Source organism: Mesonia algae, assembly GCF_003253545.1.
Taxonomy (GTDB): domain Bacteria; phylum Bacteroidota; class Bacteroidia; order Flavobacteriales; family Flavobacteriaceae; genus Mesonia; species Mesonia algae.
This window is the reverse complement of the sequence record NZ_QKYV01000003.1, coordinates 328,168-345,420: the sequence shown is the minus strand read 5'-3', so window position 1 is coordinate 345,420 and position 17,253 is coordinate 328,168. Positions and strand designations below refer to the sequence as shown.

Genomic DNA, 17,253 nt, shown 5'->3' with positions numbered 1-17,253 from the left:
TTTTTAAAAAATTTTAATCATATAATAAGAATAAAGAGGTTAATTTAGAGGCAATTTATGGCTGAAGCAAGAACAATGCGATTAAACAAAGTACTACGTGAATTCAATATATCACTAGACCGTGCTGTAGAATTTTTAGATTCTAAAGGTTATGATATTGAGGCGCGTCCTACTACAAAAATTTCCGAAGAAGTTTACCAAGTGCTTTTTGAGAAGTTCCAAACTGATAAAAGTAAAAAAGTAGCTTCAAAAGAAGTAAGTGAAGAGAGAAAGAAAGAAAAGGAGGAGCTTCGACTGACAAGAGAAAAAGAGCAAGAGGAAAAATTGCGTAAACTAGAAGAGAGAAGACTGAAAGAGAAGGAGAGAGAAGAGGAGGAAGCTCGAATAGTTAAAGCTAAGGCAAGTTTAAGTGGTCCTAAGCAGGTTGGGAAAATAGATTTAGATAAAGATAAATCTAAAAATAAACCAAAACCTAAGAAGGAAGAAAAACCTCAAAAGCCTCAAGAGCCTAAAAAAGAAGAAAAGAAGAAGGAAGAGCCTGCTTCACCTTCAAAATCTGGGTTGAAGAAAGAATCTCCTTCTAAAAAAGAAGAAGAAGTGAAAGCTCCAGAAGAACGTTTGGAGACTCAGTATAAGAAACTTAACGGACCTAATTTTACGGGAGAAAAAATTGATTTAAGTCAATTTAAAAAGAAACCTGCTAAAAAGAAAGAAGATCCTAAAGCTAGTGCCGCTGCTGCTGCTAAGAAAAAGAAGCGTAGAAGAATTAGTAAAGATTCTGGTGGTAATGCTCCTGGAGGTAATAGGAGAACTGGTGGAGGAGCCTTCAAAAAAGGTGGAAACAATAAAGCTCGTAGACCTCAGGTTACTAAAGAGGAACCTACAGAAGAAGAAGTACAAAAACAAATTCGTGAAACTTTAGAGAAACTTCAAGGTAAATCTTCTAAAGGTAAAGGAGCGAAATATAGAAGAGATAAAAGAGATCAACACCGTCAAAAAACTGAAGACGAGCAAGCGCAGCAAGAACAAGAGAACAAAACTCTTAAAGTTACTGAGTTTGTAACGGTAAGTGAAGTTGCGACGATGATGGATGTGCCAGTAACGAAAGTAATTTCTGCTTGTATGTCATTAGGAATGATGGTAACGATGAATCAGCGTCTAGATGCTGAGACACTTTCTATTGTTGCTGATGAGTTTGGATATGAAGTTGATTTTGTAACGGCAGACTTAGAAGAATCAATCGAGGAGGTTGTAGATAACCCAGAAGATCTTGTTGAAAGAGCGCCTATTGTAACTGTAATGGGTCACGTAGATCACGGTAAAACTTCATTGTTAGATTATGTTCGTAAAGAAAATGTAATCGCAGGTGAAAGTGGAGGAATTACACAGCACATTGGAGCTTATGGAGTTGAGTTAGAGAATGGTAATAAAATTGCGTTTTTAGATACACCAGGACACGAAGCCTTTACGGCGATGCGTGCTCGTGGAGCTCAGGTTACAGATATTGCTATTGTAGTAATTGCAGCAGATGATGATGTGATGCCACAAACAAAAGAAGCTATTTCTCACGCTCAAGCAGCGGGAGTGCCAATTATATTTGCGATTAACAAAACAGATTTACCTACAGCTAATGTAGAGAAAATTAAAGAGAAGTTAGCTTCTATGAATTTGTTGGTAGAAGATTGGGGTGGTAAAGTACAGTCTCAAGATATTTCTGCGAAGACAGGAGCTGGAGTAAAAGAATTATTAGAAAAAGTTTTACTTGAAGCTGAAATCTTAGAGCTTAAAGCAAATCCAGATAGAAACGCTTCAGGTACTGTTGTGGAAGCTTATCTAGATAAAGGTAGAGGGTATATCTCAACTATTTTAGTACAAAGTGGTACATTGAAAATAGGGGATTATGTTCTTGCAGGAACCACAAGTGGTAAGATTAAAGCTATGCACGATGAGCGTGGCAATAAAATAAAAGAAGCAGGGCCTTCAACGCCAGTTTCAATATTAGGATTAGACGGTGCTCCGCAAGCTGGTGATAAGTTCTCTGTAATGGAAGATGAGCGTGAGGCTAAAGATATTGCATCTAAGCGTACTCAGTTACAACGTGAGCAGAGTGTAAGAACTCAACGTCATATTACTTTAGATGAAATTGGACGAAGAATTGCGTTAGGAGACTTTAAAGAATTAAATATTATCTTAAAAGGTGATGTTGATGGTTCAGTAGAAGCCTTAACGGATAGTTTCCAGAAATTATCTACAGAAGAGATTCAGGTAAATATTATCCATAAGGGAGTAGGTGCAATTACTGAAAGTGATGTGTTGCTTGCTTCGGCTTCTGATGCGATTATTATCGGATTTAATGTTAGACCTGCCGGGAATGCACGTCAAGTTGCTGATAAGGAAGAAATAGACATCAGGACTTACTCTATTATCTATGATGCTATCAATGATCTTAAAGATGCTATGGAAGGTATGTTATCTCCAGAGATGAAAGAAGAGATTACGGGTAATGCAGAGATTAGAGAAACATTTAAGATATCTAAAATCGGAACCATCGCTGGTTGTATGGTAACTGATGGTAAGATTTATAGAAATAGTAACATTCGATTAATTCGTGATGGAGTGGTAGTTTATACTGGATTCTTATCTTCATTAAAACGATTTAAGGATGATGTGAAAGAAGTTTCTAAAGGCTACGATTGTGGACTTCAAATTAAGAACTACAATGATATTAAAGAAGGAGATGTTGTTGAAGCATTCCAAGAAGTTGCAGTTAAAAAGAAACTGAAATAAATTTAAAGATTATAAATAAAAAAAGCTGCTCTTAATGAGCAGCTTTTTTTATTTATAATTAAGAGATCTAAGCTCTTCTTTTGGTATTTTAGTAAAAACCCTTGCTGGGTTTTATATAATAGTTCTGTGTTATTAATTTTATTGTCTGGGTTTAAATACAAAAGAGCTTTTAAAATCTTCTTTAAGTGCGATAAATAACCTTTCTGCCTCAAGTCTATCTCTAAAGTCACCTACCCAAACTTTGTAATTAGGAGTTTGGTATTCTATACTAGCAGGTTCATCTGGATGTTTTATTTTAAATTTTTGTCTAATCTTGTTGGCAGCCTCTAATGTCGACCCAGAGAATAGTTGAATTTTGTAACGCTCATTAAGTTCATTGCTCTCGGTCATTTTTGATTTTAATACTAAGAGTTCTTGAACTAGTGGATCTGTATTTATTTTAGATTTACTCTCTTGTGCATTTAAGTTTGTTAAGCTTAACGTGCAAATGCTTAAAAATAAATAAATTACTGAAGTGTGTTTGTTCATAATGCAAATTATTTTTTACAAAAGTATGATTAAATAACTATAGTTAAGCTCGATTTATTATTTAGAAGTAATATAAATTAAGCATTAACAGTTCTGTAACATTCCTTAAATCATCTATAAGTATTACTTTTGTGCTTGGATTTAGGAGTGTTAAGATATGTTAATATAGCTAACTACTTCACTGTAAAAACCATACCAAACTAAGATGTTAATTCAGCTGTAATATGAAAAAGGTGAATATACGCCATTCAATTTCTAGAACACTACTACTGTCGTTAGTAGTATTATTTTCATTCTCTCAAACTTCGTTTTCGCAAGAAGACTCTGGAGCTGCTACGGATGCTCCTAGTGTAGAAGAGTCTGCTTCCGCGGAAGCGATACCTTCGAGTTCACAAGGTGGAGATCCTGCTGCGGGTAAAGATTTGTTTAATTCTTTATGTGCTGCTTGTCATAAGCCGTATAAAAGAGCAACGGGTCCTGCATTGCATGGAGTGACAGAAAGACATGAAATCGATTGGCTTTATAGATGGATAAAAAATAGTGCTGCAATGATCGATGCAGGAGATCCTGCAGCGGTGGCAATTTATGAGGAGTACAATGAAACTCCAATGAATGCTTTTCCTCAGTTATCAAATTCTGATATCGATAACATACTTGCTTATGTGGAGCAGCCAAAACCAGAACCTAAAGCGGCAGCTACAGGTGAGGGTCAGGCTTCAGCTGGATCTGGAAGTGGGGTATCGACTAATATTGTATTAGGGGTGCTGGCATTTGTGTTGCTATTATTGGTAGCAGTGTTGGTGTTGGTGAATAAAACATTAAATCGATTTGCTGAAGCGAATGGTGTTCCTGTAGTGGTTTCTGAAAAAAGAAAGCCAATTTGGAAAGCTTTTGTTGAAAATCAATTTTTAGTTTTAGTTACTTCAGTATTCTTATTGCTTGCTGGTGGGTATTTTGTTTATGGGTATTTGATGCAGGTAGGTGTTGATCAAGGATATCAGCCAGTGCAGCCAATACATTATTCGCATAAAATTCATGCAGGAGACAATCAGATAGAGTGTAAATATTGTCACTCTTCTGCTCGAGTAAGTAAAACATCTGGAATACCATCGCTAAATGTGTGTATGAACTGTCATAAATCTATTTCTGAAGTAGCGCCAGAAACTGCTACTGAAGATTATTCTAAAGAATTTTATGATGGTGAGATTGCTAAGCTTTACGAGGCGACAGGATGGGATCCTGCGACTCAATCATATAGTGGGGAGCAAAAACCAGTAAAGTGGGTGAGAATTCATAACCTGCCAGACTTTGCTTATTTTAATCACTCGCAACACGTTTCTGTAGCTGGGATTACTTGTCAAGAATGTCACGGTCCTGTAGAGGAGATGGAAATTATGCGTCAGCATTCGCCATTAACAATGGGTTGGTGTATTAATTGTCACAGAGAAACAAACGTAAAAGTAGAAGGCAATAAGTATTATGAAAAAATTCATGAAGAATTGTCTAAGAAATATGGTGTTGAAACATTAACAGCGGCTCAAATGGGTGCGTTGGAATGTGGTAAATGTCACTACTAATTTTTTTAAGAAGTTAATATCTATATTATCATATGTCATCAAACAAGAAATACTGGAAAAGTGTTGAAGAGCTAAAGGAGGATAGTTCTATTGTTGAGACGCTTCAACAGAATGAATTTGTGGAAGAAATTCCTACAGATGAGTTTTTGGGAGACAAAGAAACATTAGAAAGTTCTAAAACTTCCAGAAGGGATTTCCTTAAATTTGTTGGGTTTAGTACAGCGGCTGCGTCTCTTGCAGCTTGTGAGGGTCCTGTGACTAAATCAATACCTTACGTAGTTCAGCCAGAGCGTATCGTTCCTGGTGTAGCTAATTATTATGCTACAACTATTGCAGATGGTTTTGATTTTTCTAGCGTGCTAGTTAAAACTCGCGAAGGAAGACCTATTAAAATAGAAAATAATACTCTTGGTAAGGTTAATTCTGGCGCAAATGCTAGAGTTCATGCTTCTGTATTGTCATTATATGATAATAAAAGGGTTAAAAGACCTTCTATTAAAGGGGAAGATGTTTCTTGGGAAAGGTTTGATAAGGAGTTAAGTGAAAAATTAAATGGTTTAGGAGGAAAAGAAATTGTGTTAATGACGCAAACTTTTGCTAGTCCTTCTACTACTGAATTGATTAAAGAGTTTAAGGCGAAATTTTCGAATGTTCGTCACGTAGTATATGATACTGTTTCTGAAAACGCTGCGTTAAATGCGTTTGAGGCAAAGTATGGTTTCAGAGCGCTTCCTAATTATGATTTTTCTAAAGCAGAAACAATTGTTTCTATTGGAGCAGATTTCTTAGGAGATTGGCAAGGTGGGGGATACGATTCTGGATATGCTCAAGGAAGAATTCCAAAGAATGGAAAAATGTCGCGTCATATTCAGTTTGAATCTAATATGTCTATGACGGGTGCAAATGCAGATAAGCGTGTTCCTGTAACTCCTTCTGAGCAAAAAATGATTCTAGCTGCGCTTTACGGATATGTTTCGGGGAATCCTTCAAGTAATTTATCTGCTAAACTAGATGATGCTGTTGTAAAAGCTAAAGAACAATTAAGAAGAGCTGGGTCTGGAGCGGTAGTGGTTTCTGGAATCGAAGATGAGGATGCTCAAAATTTAGTAATGGCAATAAACGAACAGTTAGGTAGTGCGGTAATGGATACTGCTAATCCTAGAATGATTCGTCAAGGTAATGCTAAGGAGGTTCTTGATTTAGTAAATAAAATGAATAATGGTGCTGTAGGTGCTGTTATGACTGCAGGAGTAAATCCTGCTTATAGCTTACCAAACGCAGATGTGTTTGTGAAGGCGCTTAAAAACGTAGATGTAAAAGTAGCTTTCTCTTCTAAAATGGATGAGACTGCTAAATTATGTGATTTTGTTGCTGCTACGCCTCATTACTTAGAAAGTTGGGGTGATGTACAGTTAACTAAGAATTACTTTAGTTTAATGCAGCCTACGATTAAGCCGTTATTTGATACACGTCAATTTCAAGATTGTTTATTGAAATGGACAGGTAGTGATAAGTCTTACTATGAGTATATTAAAGAGACTTGGAAAGGAAAGTTAGATTCGTCTTCTTGGTCAACTGCATTACATGATGGAGTTTTTGAGTCGAATTCTACGCTTTCTCAGGGATCTGATGCTGAATTTTTGGGTGCAAGTGTATCTGCTTCCGCTTCAGCGAGAAAATTATCTCAGTCTGAAAAAGGAAAAGGTTTAGAGTTGACGCTTTATACTAAGACTGCTCTTGGAGATGGAGAGCAGGCTAATAACCCTTGGTTGCAAGAATTGCCAGATCCTATTACTCGAGCTTCTTGGGATAATTACTTAACGGTTTCTAAAGCTGATGCTGAGGCAATGGATTTAGAGAATAAACACGTTGCTAATGGTGGTTTAAATGGTAGCTATGTTACTGTTAAATTAGGTAAAACTGAGCTTAAGAATGTTCCTGTGATCATTCAGCCAGGGCAAGCTAAAGGTTCTGTTGGTTTAGCTTTAGGTTACGGAAGAAAAGAAGCAATTCAAGAAGAAATGCAGGTAGGTGTTAATGCTTACCCGTTATATAAAGATTTTAATAACGTTCAAAATATTACCATTGAAAAAGCATCTGGTGAGCATGAGTTTGCTTGTGTGCAGTTGCATAATACTTTAATGGGTAGAGGGGATGTTGTAAAGGAAACAACGTTAGAAATTTTCAATACTAAAGATAAGCATGAGTGGAATTCAACTCCACACGTATCTTTAAATCACGAGCCTGTTCCTGTGACTTCTCCAGAGGTAGATCTTTGGGATGAATTTGACAGAACAATTGGACATCATTTTAATCTTTCTATAGATTTAAATGCTTGTACGGGTTGTGGAGCTTGTGTTATTGCTTGTCATAGTGAAAATAATGTTCCTGTTGTAGGAAAATCTGAAGTAAGACGTAGTAGAGATATGCACTGGTTGCGCATTGATCGTTACTACTCATCTGAAGAGACTTTCGCAGGAGATAATCAAAAGAAAGATGATTTTGACGGTTTAGGTGATTCATTATCTGGATTCGGTGAGTTAGAAGATGCTTCCGATAATCCTCAGGTTGTTTTCCAGCCAGTAATGTGTCAGCACTGTAATCACGCACCTTGTGAAACTGTTTGTCCAGTAGCGGCAACTTCTCACGGTCGTCAAGGCCAAAACCATATGGCTTACAACCGTTGTGTAGGTACAAGATATTGTGCTAACAACTGTCCTTATAAAGTACGTCGTTTTAACTGGTTCTTGTATAATAAGAATGACGAGTTTGATTACCATATGAATAATGATTTGGGTAGAATGGTATTAAACCCAGATGTTACGGTAAGATCTCGTGGGGTGATGGAAAAATGTTCTATGTGTATTCAAATGACACAAAAAACAATTCTTGATGCTAAACGTGACGGAAGAGAAATTAAAGATGGAGAATTCCAAACCGCTTGTTCTAATGCATGTAGTTCTGGTGCGATGAAATTTGGAGATATCAACGATAAAGAAAGTGTTGTGAATGATAAAAAACAAGATGATAGAATGTATCACTTGTTGGAATATGTAGGTACGAAACCTAATGTATTCTATCACACAAAAGTTAGAAACACTTCTGAAGTATAATAATAGAGTTAATAAAAGAATCAATTATAAAGCATTATGTCTCATTACGAAGCACCTATTAGAAAGCCTTTAGTTACCGGAGATAAATCCTATCATGATGTTACTATAGATGTTGCAGCACCTGTTGAAGGTAAAGCAAATAAATCTTGGTGGATTGTATTTTCTATTGCCTTAGTAGCTTTTATTTGGGGATTAGGATGTATCACTTACACTGTGTCTACAGGTATTGGTACTTGGGGATTAAACAAGACCGTAGGTTGGGCTTGGGATATTACCAATTTTGTTTGGTGGGTAGGTATTGGTCACGCTGGTACACTTATTTCTGCCGTATTATTGTTATTCCGTCAAAAATGGAGAATGGCAATTAACCGTTCCGCGGAAGCGATGACAATCTTCTCTGTAGTTCAAGCAGGTTTGTTCCCAATCATTCACATGGGTCGTCCTTGGTTAGCATATTGGGTATTGCCAATTCCTAATCAATTCGGATCATTGTGGGTAAACTTTAACTCTCCACTACTTTGGGATGTGTTTGCAATTTCAACTTACTTATCTGTTTCATTAGTATTCTGGTGGACAGGTTTACTGCCAGATTTTGCAATGATTAGAGATAGAGCTGTAAAGCCTTTTCAAAAGAGAATTTATTCTATTCTTTCTTTTGGGTGGTCTGGAAGAGCTAAAGATTGGCAACGTTTTGAAGAAGTGTCATTAGTATTGGCAGGTTTAGCTACTCCATTAGTACTTTCTGTACACACTATTGTATCTTTTGACTTTGCTACATCGGTTATACCAGGTTGGCATACTACGATTTTCCCCCCTTACTTTGTTGCGGGAGCGATCTTCTCTGGTTTTGCTATGGTAAATACCTTATTGATTATCATGCGTAAGGTTTCTAATCTAGAAAACTACATTACTGTTCAGCATATAGAGTTAATGAACATTGTAATTATGCTTACGGGTTCTATTGTTGGGGTTGCGTATATTACCGAGTTGGTAATTGCATGGTACTCTGGAGTTGAATTTGAGCAGTACGCATTCTTAAACAGGGCTACAGGACCTTATGCTTGGGCATACTGGTGTATGATGACGTGTAACGTATTCTCACCTCAATTTATGTGGTTCCCTAAATTAAGAAGAAGTATAATGTTCTCTTTCTTTATCTCTATCGTAGTAAACATAGGAATGTGGTTTGAGCGTTTTGTGATTATCGTAACCTCTTTACATAGAGATTATTTACCATCATCTTGGACAATGTTCTCTCCAACCTTTGTAGATATTGGTATTTTTATAGGAACAATTGGGTTTTTCTTTGTACTATTCTTATTATACGCTAGAACGTTCCCTGTAATTGCACAAGCAGAAGTAAAAACAATCCTGAAATCTTCAGGAGCAAAATATAAGCAGTTAAGAGCAGAACATGGAGATCATGTAAAACTATATGATGAGCCTGTAAGAAAGCCAGCGTCAAATATCGATAATGAAAAAGACGCAGCAGATGATGCTAATTCAGACTCAGATAATAATATAAACTCATAATAAGTAAAGAATGTCTTCAAAAGTTATACACGCTATTTATACGGACGATGACTTGCTTATGCAAGCCGTAAAGCAAACAAGAGAGGCCAACTACCACATTGAAGAGGTTTATACACCTTTTCCTGTACACGGTCTTGATAAGGCAATGGGATTAGCTCCAACTCGATTAGCAATTACCTCATTTTTGTATGGATTAGTTGGTTTATCGGTAGCTATTTCTATGATGAATTTTATTATGATACAAGATTGGCCGCAAGATATTGGAGGAAAGCCAAGTTTTAGCTTTCTGGAGAACTTACCGGCATTCGTACCTATTATGTTTGAACTTACCGTATTTTTTGCTGCTCACCTTATGGTTATTACTTTTTATATGAGAAGTAAACTATGGCCATTTAAACAAGCTGAAAATCCAGATGTGAGAACTACAGATGATCACTTCTTAATGGAAGTTAGTGTAGGGAAACATAATGTAAAAGATATGTCTAAATTTCTAAGCGATACCGGAGCTTTAGAAGTGAACTTAATAAACAAATAAACCTATGAAAAGTTTATTTAAAATAGCTGGGGTTACTTTAATGTCTTTATTGGCAGTATCCTGTTTTAATGAAAAAGATAGAAACTATCAATACTTTCCTAACATGTATAAATCTGTAGGATATGAAACCTATGGAGAGTATGAAGTTTTTGAAGGAAGCCAAGAAGCAAAATTACCTGTAGAGGGAACTATTCCTAGAGGATGGATGCCATACGAATATGACAATTCCACAGAGGGTTATGATTTAGCTAAAGCGGAATTAAAAAATCCACTTCCTTATACTGAAGATAATGTAAATGAAGGAAAAGCGCTTTATACCATTTACTGTGCAATTTGCCATGGGGATAAAGGTGATGGAAAAGGAACTTTAGCACAAAGAGAGAAAATACTTGGTATTCCAGCTTATGATGATGCGGGAAGAGCAATTACTGAAGGTTCTGTTTATCAGGTAATGTATTATGGTATAAACACTATGGGATCTTATGCAGCTCAAACCAATGAAAAAGAACGTTGGCAAATAGATCATTATGTAATGGATTTGAAAGCTCAATTGGAAGGAAAACCAAAAAGAGAGCCTTTAACTGAAGATGAAGCAAAGCAATTTGATAGTAGTTCAGAAAATCAAATGGCAATTGCAGATGAAGAAATGACAAATGATGCAGCTTCTAGCCATGAGAATGCTAATACAGAAGAGAGCAGTAGCTTAAACGAAGAATAAATTAAGAATCAACCGCATTATATATTTTAATATGTACACGCTATCTGGTAAATTAAAAATAACAGCAATAATCTTAATGATTGTTGGAGCAATAGGACTTATCTATGGCTTTTTATCTGCACCATCTTCAATAGAAGATGTGAAAGAAATTATTGCATCCCACGAAGCTCATGGTGAAGGACACGCTGAAGCAGAACAAGCTACACATCATGTAGAAGGAACTCACGCAGATGAATCTCATGCACCTGTAAAAGAAGCTCACGGTGAAGCTGCTCACGGCGATGAAGATGCACACGCAGAACATTTATTACACCAACTACAAAATAAACCTTGGGCTGCAACGTATGTAGCGGCTTTCTTTTTCTTTATGATAGCTTTAGGTGCCTTAGCATTTTATGCTATCCAATACGCTGCTCAAGCAGGATGGTCACCTGTTCTATTTAGAGTAATGGAAGCGGTTACCGCCTATTTGTTGCCTGGAAGTATCATTATGTTTATCTTATTAGCTCTTTCAGGTTTTCATATCAATCATTTATTTATTTGGATGGATCCAGAGGTAGTGGCTAATGATGAGCTTATTCAAGGCAAGTCTTCTTACTTAAATGTTCCTTTCTTTTTAATTAGAGCTGCTATTTATATTGCAGGATGGAATATTTTTAGATATTTCCTTAGAAAAAACTCACTAAAACACGACGAAGTAGATCACAACCGTTTTTATAAGAAGAGTTTTAAATTATCTGCAGGGTTTTTAGTATTTTTTATTGTGACAGAATCAATGATGTCATGGGATTGGATAATGAGTTTAGATCCTCACTGGTTTAGTACTTTATTTGGATGGTATGTTTTTTCAAGTATGTTCGTATCTGCTATTACAGTAATAGCTTTAGTTACTATGTATTTAAAATCTAAAGGCTATTTAGAATACGTAAACGATAGTCATATTCATGATCTAGCTAAATTTATGTTTGGTATTAGTATTTTTTGGACTTACCTATGGTTTTCACAGTTTATGTTGATATGGTATTCAAATATTCCAGAAGAAGTAACTTACTTCATTACAAGAATAGAAGACTATAACTTGCCTTTCTTTGGTATGGTAGCGTTAAACTTTATTTTCCCTGTATTGATGTTAATGAATAGTGATTATAAAAGAATTAACTGGTTTGTAGTAATGACTGGTATTGTTATTCTTTTTGGTCACTACTTAGATATTTACAATATGGTTATGCCGGCCACAGTTGGTAAATCTTGGTTTATCGGTGTGCCAGAAATAAGTGCAATACTTTTCTTTGGAGGATTATTTATGTTTATCGTATTTAATGCTTTAACAAAAGCACCATTACTAGCAAAACGCAACCCTTTTATTAAGGAGAGTCAACATTTTCATTATTAAGATAATTAGTTTAAAGAAGATATTATAAAATGACTGTATTTTTAATCATCATAGTTATAGCGCTTTTAGGAATTACTTTTTGGCAAATGTCAAAAATCCTAAAACTATCTAAGTCTCAGAGTTCAGAAGATCCAACTATTGCATCCGATAAGGATAACAAGATTCAAGGTTACTTGATGTTGGCTTTTTTAATTGTATTTAACATTTTTATGCTCTATAATTTTTGGAGCTATTCTAAATTTTATTTACCAGAAGCTGCTTCGGCACACGGTGAAGATTATGACCGTTTAATGTTCATCTCTATTGGGCTTATCATGGTGGTGCAAGTTTTAACTCAGTTTTTACTCCACTACTTCTCTTTTAAGTATAAAGGAGAAAAGGGTAAAAAGGCATTCTTTTATGCAGATAACGATAAACTAGAGTTTATATGGACAATTATTCCTGTAATTGTTTTAGCAGGTTTAATTATCTATGGGTTATTTACTTGGTCGGAAATTATGAATGTCGAAGAGGATGAGGATACTGTTGTTATTGAATTATATGCCTACCAGTTTGGATGGAAAGCTAGATACGCTGGAGAAGATAACACTCTAGGTAAAGCTAATGTAAGATTTATTGAAGGCATTAATACAGTAGGTATTGATGAAAGTGATAGCTACGCAATGGATGATAAAATAACTAGCGAACTTCACCTTCCTGTAGATAAAAAAGTTTTATTTAAGTTAAGGTCTCAAGATGTATTACACTCTGCTTACTTTCCTTTCTTTAGAGCACAAATGAATGTTGTTCCTGGGATGATTACTCAATTTGGTTTTACCCCTACAATTACTTCTGAAGAAATGAGAAATTCTGAGTATATGGTTGATAAGGTAACTGAGATCAATCAAATTCGTAAAGAAAACAGTAAGGAGTTAGTCGCTAATGGTGAAATGGCTTTAGATCCTTATGAATTTGAGTACTATTTATTATGTAATAAGATTTGTGGTATTTCTCACTACAACATGCAAATGAAAATAGTAGTAGAAAGCGAAGAAGATTATAAAGAATGGTTAGCTGGTCAAGAGAGTTTTGGAGAAACTATGGCGAAGCAAGAAGAAAATAACAAACAATAATTATTTAAAAGTAATATATTATAGATATGTCAGCATTAGCAAACGCAACAGTAGCTCAAGATCATCATGGACACGATGATCATGGACATCATCATAAAGAAACCTTTATTACTAAATATATATTTAGTCAAGATCATAAAATGATCGCCAAGCAATACCTGATTACTGGTTTAATCATGGGTGCGCTAGGGATTCTTATGTCTGTTTTATTTAGAATACAAATTGCATGGCCAGAACAGTCTTTCGCGATATTTGAATTACTTTTAGGTGAAAAATATGCTCCAGATGGAGTTATGAATGCAGATGCATACTTAGCTTTGGTTACCATTCATGGTACTATTATGGTATTTTTCGTATTAACTGCTGGTTTAAGTGGTACCTTTAGTAATTTCCTAATTCCATTGCAAATTGGTGCCAGAGATATGGCATCTGGATTTTTAAATATGGTTTCTTACTGGATATTTTTCATTTCTAGTGTAATCATGATTTCCTCATTATTTGTGGAGTCTGGTCCTGCTTCAGCAGGGTGGACAATCTATCCGCCATTAAGTGCATTACCAGAAGCTATTCCTGGTTCAGGAATGGGAATGACACTTTGGTTAATATCTATGGCATTCTTTATCGCACAATCTCTTTTAGGTTCTCTAAACTATATTGTAACGGTAATCAATTTAAGAACTAAGGGAATGTCTATGACAAGACTTCCATTAACTATATGGGCATTATTTGTAACTGCCATTATTGGAGTTGTTTCTTTTCCAGTATTATTGTCTGCAGCATTAATGTTAATAATGGATCGAAGCTTTGGAACTTCATTTTTCTTAAGTGATATATACATTAAGGGAGAAGTTTTAGCACATCAAGGTGGTTCGCCAGTATTATTTGAACATTTATTTTGGTTCTTAGGTCACCCAGAAGTTTACATTGTAATTCTTCCGGCAATGGGTCTAGTATCAGAAATTATGGCAAGTAATTCTAGAAAACCAATCTTTGGTTATAGGGCGATGGTTGCTTCTATATTAGCAATTGCCTTTTTATCTACTATAGTTTGGGGTCACCATATGTTTGTATCTGGAATGAATCCATTCTTGGGATCTGTATTTACCTTTACAACTTTATTAATTGCAATTCCATCAGCAGTAAAAGCCTTTAACTGGATTACGACTTTATGGAAAGGAAACTTACAAATGAATACAGGAATGCTGTTTTCTATTGGTTTTGTTTCTACATTTATTACAGGAGGTTTAACAGGAATTATCTTAGGAGATAGTACTTTAGATATTAACGTACATGATACATACTTTGTAATTGCTCACTTCCACTTAGTAATGGGTATATCTGCACTTTACGGATTATTTGCAGGGGTTTACCACTGGTTCCCTAAGATGTTTGGAAGAATGATGAATAAAAACTTAGGTTATGTTCACTTCTGGGTAACAGCAATAGGAGCTTATGGAGTATTCTTCCCAATGCACTTTATTGGATTGGCAGGATTACCAAGACGTTATTATACAAATACTGCTTTCCCATATTTTGATGATTTAGCTGATACAAATGTTCTAATTACTGTATTTGCAATCATTACTGCAGTAGTACAATTAGTATTTATCTATAACTTTATTTCTTCTATTTTTTACGGTAAGAGAGCAACACAAAACCCGTGGAGATCTAATACTTTAGAGTGGACTACTCCTGTAGAACACGTTCACGGAAACTGGCCAGGAGAAATTCCTTCAGTATACCGTTGGTCTTATGATTACAGTAAAATGAATATTGATGAAACAGATTACGTGATTCCAGGACAAGATTTTGTTCCTCAAAACGTACCTCTACAAAAGAATGAAGAAGAGCTTAATCACTAATTAGTCTCTTAACATAATACAAAGCCTTTTCTATCTTTAGAAAAGGCTTTTTTAGTTAATCACATTTCCAAAATTGCCAACCCTATGGGCAATTAAGTATATATTACTAAGTATATATTTTTCAATTTTGCAGAATGAAGAATATATCCAAACTTAGTATTGTTACTATATTATTAGTAAGTAGTCTTACCATTATGGTAGGCTCAGTTATAGCTCCTGCACTTCCTAGTATTGTTGAGAACCTAGATTTTAAGTTTACTCCTGGCTTATTGGTTACTTTACCATCATTAGGAGTAGTAATTTTTTCGCCTATTATTGGTAGATTGATCAATAAATTAGGACCATTTCAATTACTTTGTTGGGGTTTAATACCTTATGCCGTTTTAGGATTTATAGGTTTTTATCTTAAGAATAACTATTTGCTTATTGTTGATAGATTACTTTTAGGAGCCGCTTGTGTAGCAATACAGGTTGCTATTACCACTTTTATTGCTCAGCTTTTTGAAGGAAAAGATAGAATGAAAATGATTGCTTGGCAGGGAATGGCAATAGAGTTAGGCGGTGTTTTATTTTTATCAATAGGTGGTTTCTTAGGAGAACTCAATTGGACATTTCCTTTCTACATTTATTTATTAGCCATACCGTTTCTAATAATGGTATTACGCAGTCTGCCTAAAGCTAATATTAAACAAAATAAGTCAACATACACTAATGATGATTCAGACGAAAAAAGATTTGAAAAAAGAATCATGAAACCTGTTTTTATGGGTTCATTTTTCTCTATGGCTATTTTTTTTGTAGCTTATGTTACTCTTCCAGCATATCTGCCAAAACAATTTTCTTTTACTGAATCTTCAACAGGCTATTTCATGTCTGCCATATCGCTAGTCGCTGTATTAACTGCGAGTCAAATGCCTAACATTACTCAAAAGTTAGGTGAAAAAATTACAGTTTGTATAGGTTTTTTGTTTTTTGCCTTGGGTTACTTATTATTTGGGGTGACGTTAGAAATTTATATAATGTATGTCGGAGTTGTATTAACCGGCATCGGTTTTGGGTTAACAGTTCCGCTATTAAATCATCTGGTGGTAGAATATAGTGGAGAGATGAGTAGAGGTAAGAACTTAGGCAGGTTCTCTATGATGGTTTTCGCAGGTCAGTTTGCAGCTACGTTTGTTGAGTATATACCTGGAAACTCTTTCTATATATTTATTTGTACAGCATTTATAAGTTTGTTAGTAGCAATCTTTCTTTATATTTTTTTTAAACGTAATAATTAATTGTATTTTTCTATTTGTTTACCATTATAAATAGAAACGTGAAAAATTGGAAAAATAAAATTTCACTAGTCACAGGTGAATGTTTTGACAGTAAAGAACATCTTAAAAATACATTTCGTTTGTTCTTCAGCTTTAATACACATGAGGCTAAAGTTTTATTTATTCCTTTAAATGAAAGTTTTAAAAGAAGATCGTTTGATAAACAAGAGTCTTTGTTACTTTCCTTTCAAAGAGAGCTTATAGAAGAAGACGATGTGGAGTTTGCACTAGATATTTTAAACCTCTTTAATCTTAGTAAGAATAATGAATTATCATTATCTACGAGTCAACAAGAAGAAATAAAGTCTATTTTAGATTTTTTTAGAGTTGAATATGCCAAAGAAACTGCTTCTTATTTAATTATAAAATCTCTTTTAAAAATAGTATTGCTTTTTCTTATCAGAATTAAAGAAAAAGAATTTCTTCCTAAAGAAATTAACCAAACAAGAGTTTATCAATTTTTAAATTTGATGGAACAGTATTTTAAACAAGAAGTGGATACTATATTTTACGCTAAAAAAATTAAAATTAGTGACAAGCGTTTAAATCAAATATTGAAAGAAAAACTAGGTTTTACTGCAAAACAATTAATTGCTCAGCGTCAAATTACTGAAATAAAAAGAGACCTGTTAAAAAGAGAGTCTACAATTAAACAAATCGCTTTTGAATATAATTTTAATTCAGTAAGTGCATTTTCTAGGTTTTTTAAACGTTATGAAGGAGTCAGTCCTGCATTATTTACCAAGAAAAATTAAAAATTGTTGATTATTTCTGAA

General features: G+C 34.8%; 12 protein-coding genes. 11 read left to right on the top strand and 1 reads right to left on the bottom strand.

The genetic code is table 11. The features are described 5' to 3' along the window. Positions 1 to 57 precede the first annotated feature (57 nt). Complete coding sequence (infB, locus tag LX95_RS06950) at positions 58 to 2,787, top strand: translation initiation factor IF-2 (RefSeq protein ID WP_111540717.1); 2,730 nt, start codon at positions 58 to 60, stop codon at positions 2,785 to 2,787. Positions 2,788 to 2,925: 138 nt separating this feature from the next. Here infB and LX95_RS06945 read toward each other — a convergent pair whose 3' ends face one another. Then, the gene (locus LX95_RS06945; protein ID WP_111540716.1) at positions 2,926 to 3,315 is read right to left on the bottom strand and encodes an SPOR domain-containing protein; all 390 of its coding nucleotides are present in this window, start codon (positions 3,313 to 3,315) and stop codon (positions 2,926 to 2,928) included. A gap of 224 nt (positions 3,316 to 3,539) precedes the next feature. On the opposite strand from LX95_RS06945, the gene LX95_RS06940 reads away from it, so the two are divergent. From LX95_RS06940 to LX95_RS06895, 10 genes are all read left to right on the top strand, one after another. Next, positions 3,540 to 4,892: a cytochrome c3 family protein gene (locus LX95_RS06940; RefSeq protein ID WP_111540715.1), complete on the top strand. Its 1,353-nt coding sequence runs from the start codon at positions 3,540 to 3,542 to the stop codon at positions 4,890 to 4,892. A 32-nt stretch (positions 4,893 to 4,924) separates the two neighbouring features. After that, entirely contained in the window at positions 4,925 to 8,005 is a 3,081-nt protein-coding gene (locus tag LX95_RS06935) for a TAT-variant-translocated molybdopterin oxidoreductase (RefSeq protein WP_111540714.1), read from the top strand. Between the two features lie 36 nt (positions 8,006 to 8,041). Further along, positions 8,042 to 9,538: an NrfD/PsrC family molybdoenzyme membrane anchor subunit gene (gene nrfD, locus LX95_RS06930; RefSeq protein WP_245924734.1), complete on the top strand. Its 1,497-nt coding sequence runs from the start codon at positions 8,042 to 8,044 to the stop codon at positions 9,536 to 9,538. Positions 9,539 to 9,548: 10 nt separating this feature from the next. Next, entirely contained in the window at positions 9,549 to 10,073 is a 525-nt protein-coding gene (locus LX95_RS06925; protein ID WP_111540713.1) for a DUF3341 domain-containing protein, read from the top strand. 4 nt (positions 10,074 to 10,077) lie between these two features. Continuing rightward, a complete protein-coding gene (locus tag LX95_RS06920) occupies positions 10,078 to 10,791 on the top strand; it encodes a c-type cytochrome (RefSeq protein ID WP_111540712.1) in 714 nt (237 codons plus the stop codon). 31 nt (positions 10,792 to 10,822) lie between these two features. Further along, positions 10,823 to 12,184, top strand: coding sequence for a quinol:cytochrome C oxidoreductase (locus LX95_RS06915; protein WP_111540711.1), 1,362 nt, complete (start codon positions 10,823 to 10,825; stop codon positions 12,182 to 12,184). Positions 12,185 to 12,213: 29 nt separating this feature from the next. Continuing rightward, a complete protein-coding gene (locus tag LX95_RS06910; protein ID WP_111540710.1) occupies positions 12,214 to 13,296 on the top strand; it encodes a cytochrome c oxidase subunit II in 1,083 nt (360 codons plus the stop codon). 26 nt (positions 13,297 to 13,322) lie between these two features. Next, positions 13,323 to 15,158 (top strand): cytochrome c oxidase subunit I, encoded by a 1,836-nt coding sequence (locus tag LX95_RS06905; protein ID WP_111540709.1) that lies wholly within the window; start codon positions 13,323 to 13,325, stop codon positions 15,156 to 15,158. A gap of 134 nt (positions 15,159 to 15,292) precedes the next feature. Then, positions 15,293 to 16,438, top strand: coding sequence for an MFS transporter (locus tag LX95_RS06900; protein WP_111540708.1), 1,146 nt, complete (start codon positions 15,293 to 15,295; stop codon positions 16,436 to 16,438). Positions 16,439 to 16,476: 38 nt separating this feature from the next. Then, positions 16,477 to 17,232 carry a helix-turn-helix domain-containing protein gene (locus LX95_RS06895; RefSeq protein WP_146240756.1) on the top strand — a complete coding sequence of 252 codons (756 nt, stop codon included), beginning with the start codon at positions 16,477 to 16,479 and terminating at the stop codon, positions 17,230 to 17,232. Positions 17,233 to 17,253: the final 21 nt, after the last annotated feature.

Excerpts from the sequence above, each read along its gene's own strand:
- LX95_RS06945 (WP_111540716.1), bottom strand. The coding sequence starts at position 3,315 with ATGAACAAACACACTTCAGTAATTTATTTATTTTTAAGCATTTGCACG.
- LX95_RS06920 (WP_111540712.1), top strand. The coding sequence starts at position 10,078 with ATGAAAAGTTTATTTAAAATAGCTGGGGTTACTTTAATGTCTTTATTG.
- LX95_RS06940 (WP_111540715.1), top strand. The coding sequence starts at position 3,540 with ATGAAAAAGGTGAATATACGCCATTCAATTTCTAGAACACTACTACTG.
- LX95_RS06905 (WP_111540709.1), top strand. The coding sequence starts at position 13,323 with ATGTCAGCATTAGCAAACGCAACAGTAGCTCAAGATCATCATGGACAC.
- LX95_RS06900 (WP_111540708.1), top strand. The coding sequence starts at position 15,293 with ATGAAGAATATATCCAAACTTAGTATTGTTACTATATTATTAGTAAGT.
- LX95_RS06925 (WP_111540713.1), top strand. The coding sequence starts at position 9,549 with ATGTCTTCAAAAGTTATACACGCTATTTATACGGACGATGACTTGCTT.
- nrfD (WP_245924734.1), top strand. The coding sequence starts at position 8,042 with ATGTCTCATTACGAAGCACCTATTAGAAAGCCTTTAGTTACCGGAGAT.
- infB (WP_111540717.1), top strand. The coding sequence starts at position 58 with ATGGCTGAAGCAAGAACAATGCGATTAAACAAAGTACTACGTGAATTC.
- LX95_RS06910 (WP_111540710.1), top strand. The coding sequence starts at position 12,214 with ATGACTGTATTTTTAATCATCATAGTTATAGCGCTTTTAGGAATTACT.
- LX95_RS06935 (WP_111540714.1), top strand. The coding sequence starts at position 4,925 with ATGTCATCAAACAAGAAATACTGGAAAAGTGTTGAAGAGCTAAAGGAG.
- LX95_RS06915 (WP_111540711.1), top strand. The coding sequence starts at position 10,823 with ATGTACACGCTATCTGGTAAATTAAAAATAACAGCAATAATCTTAATG.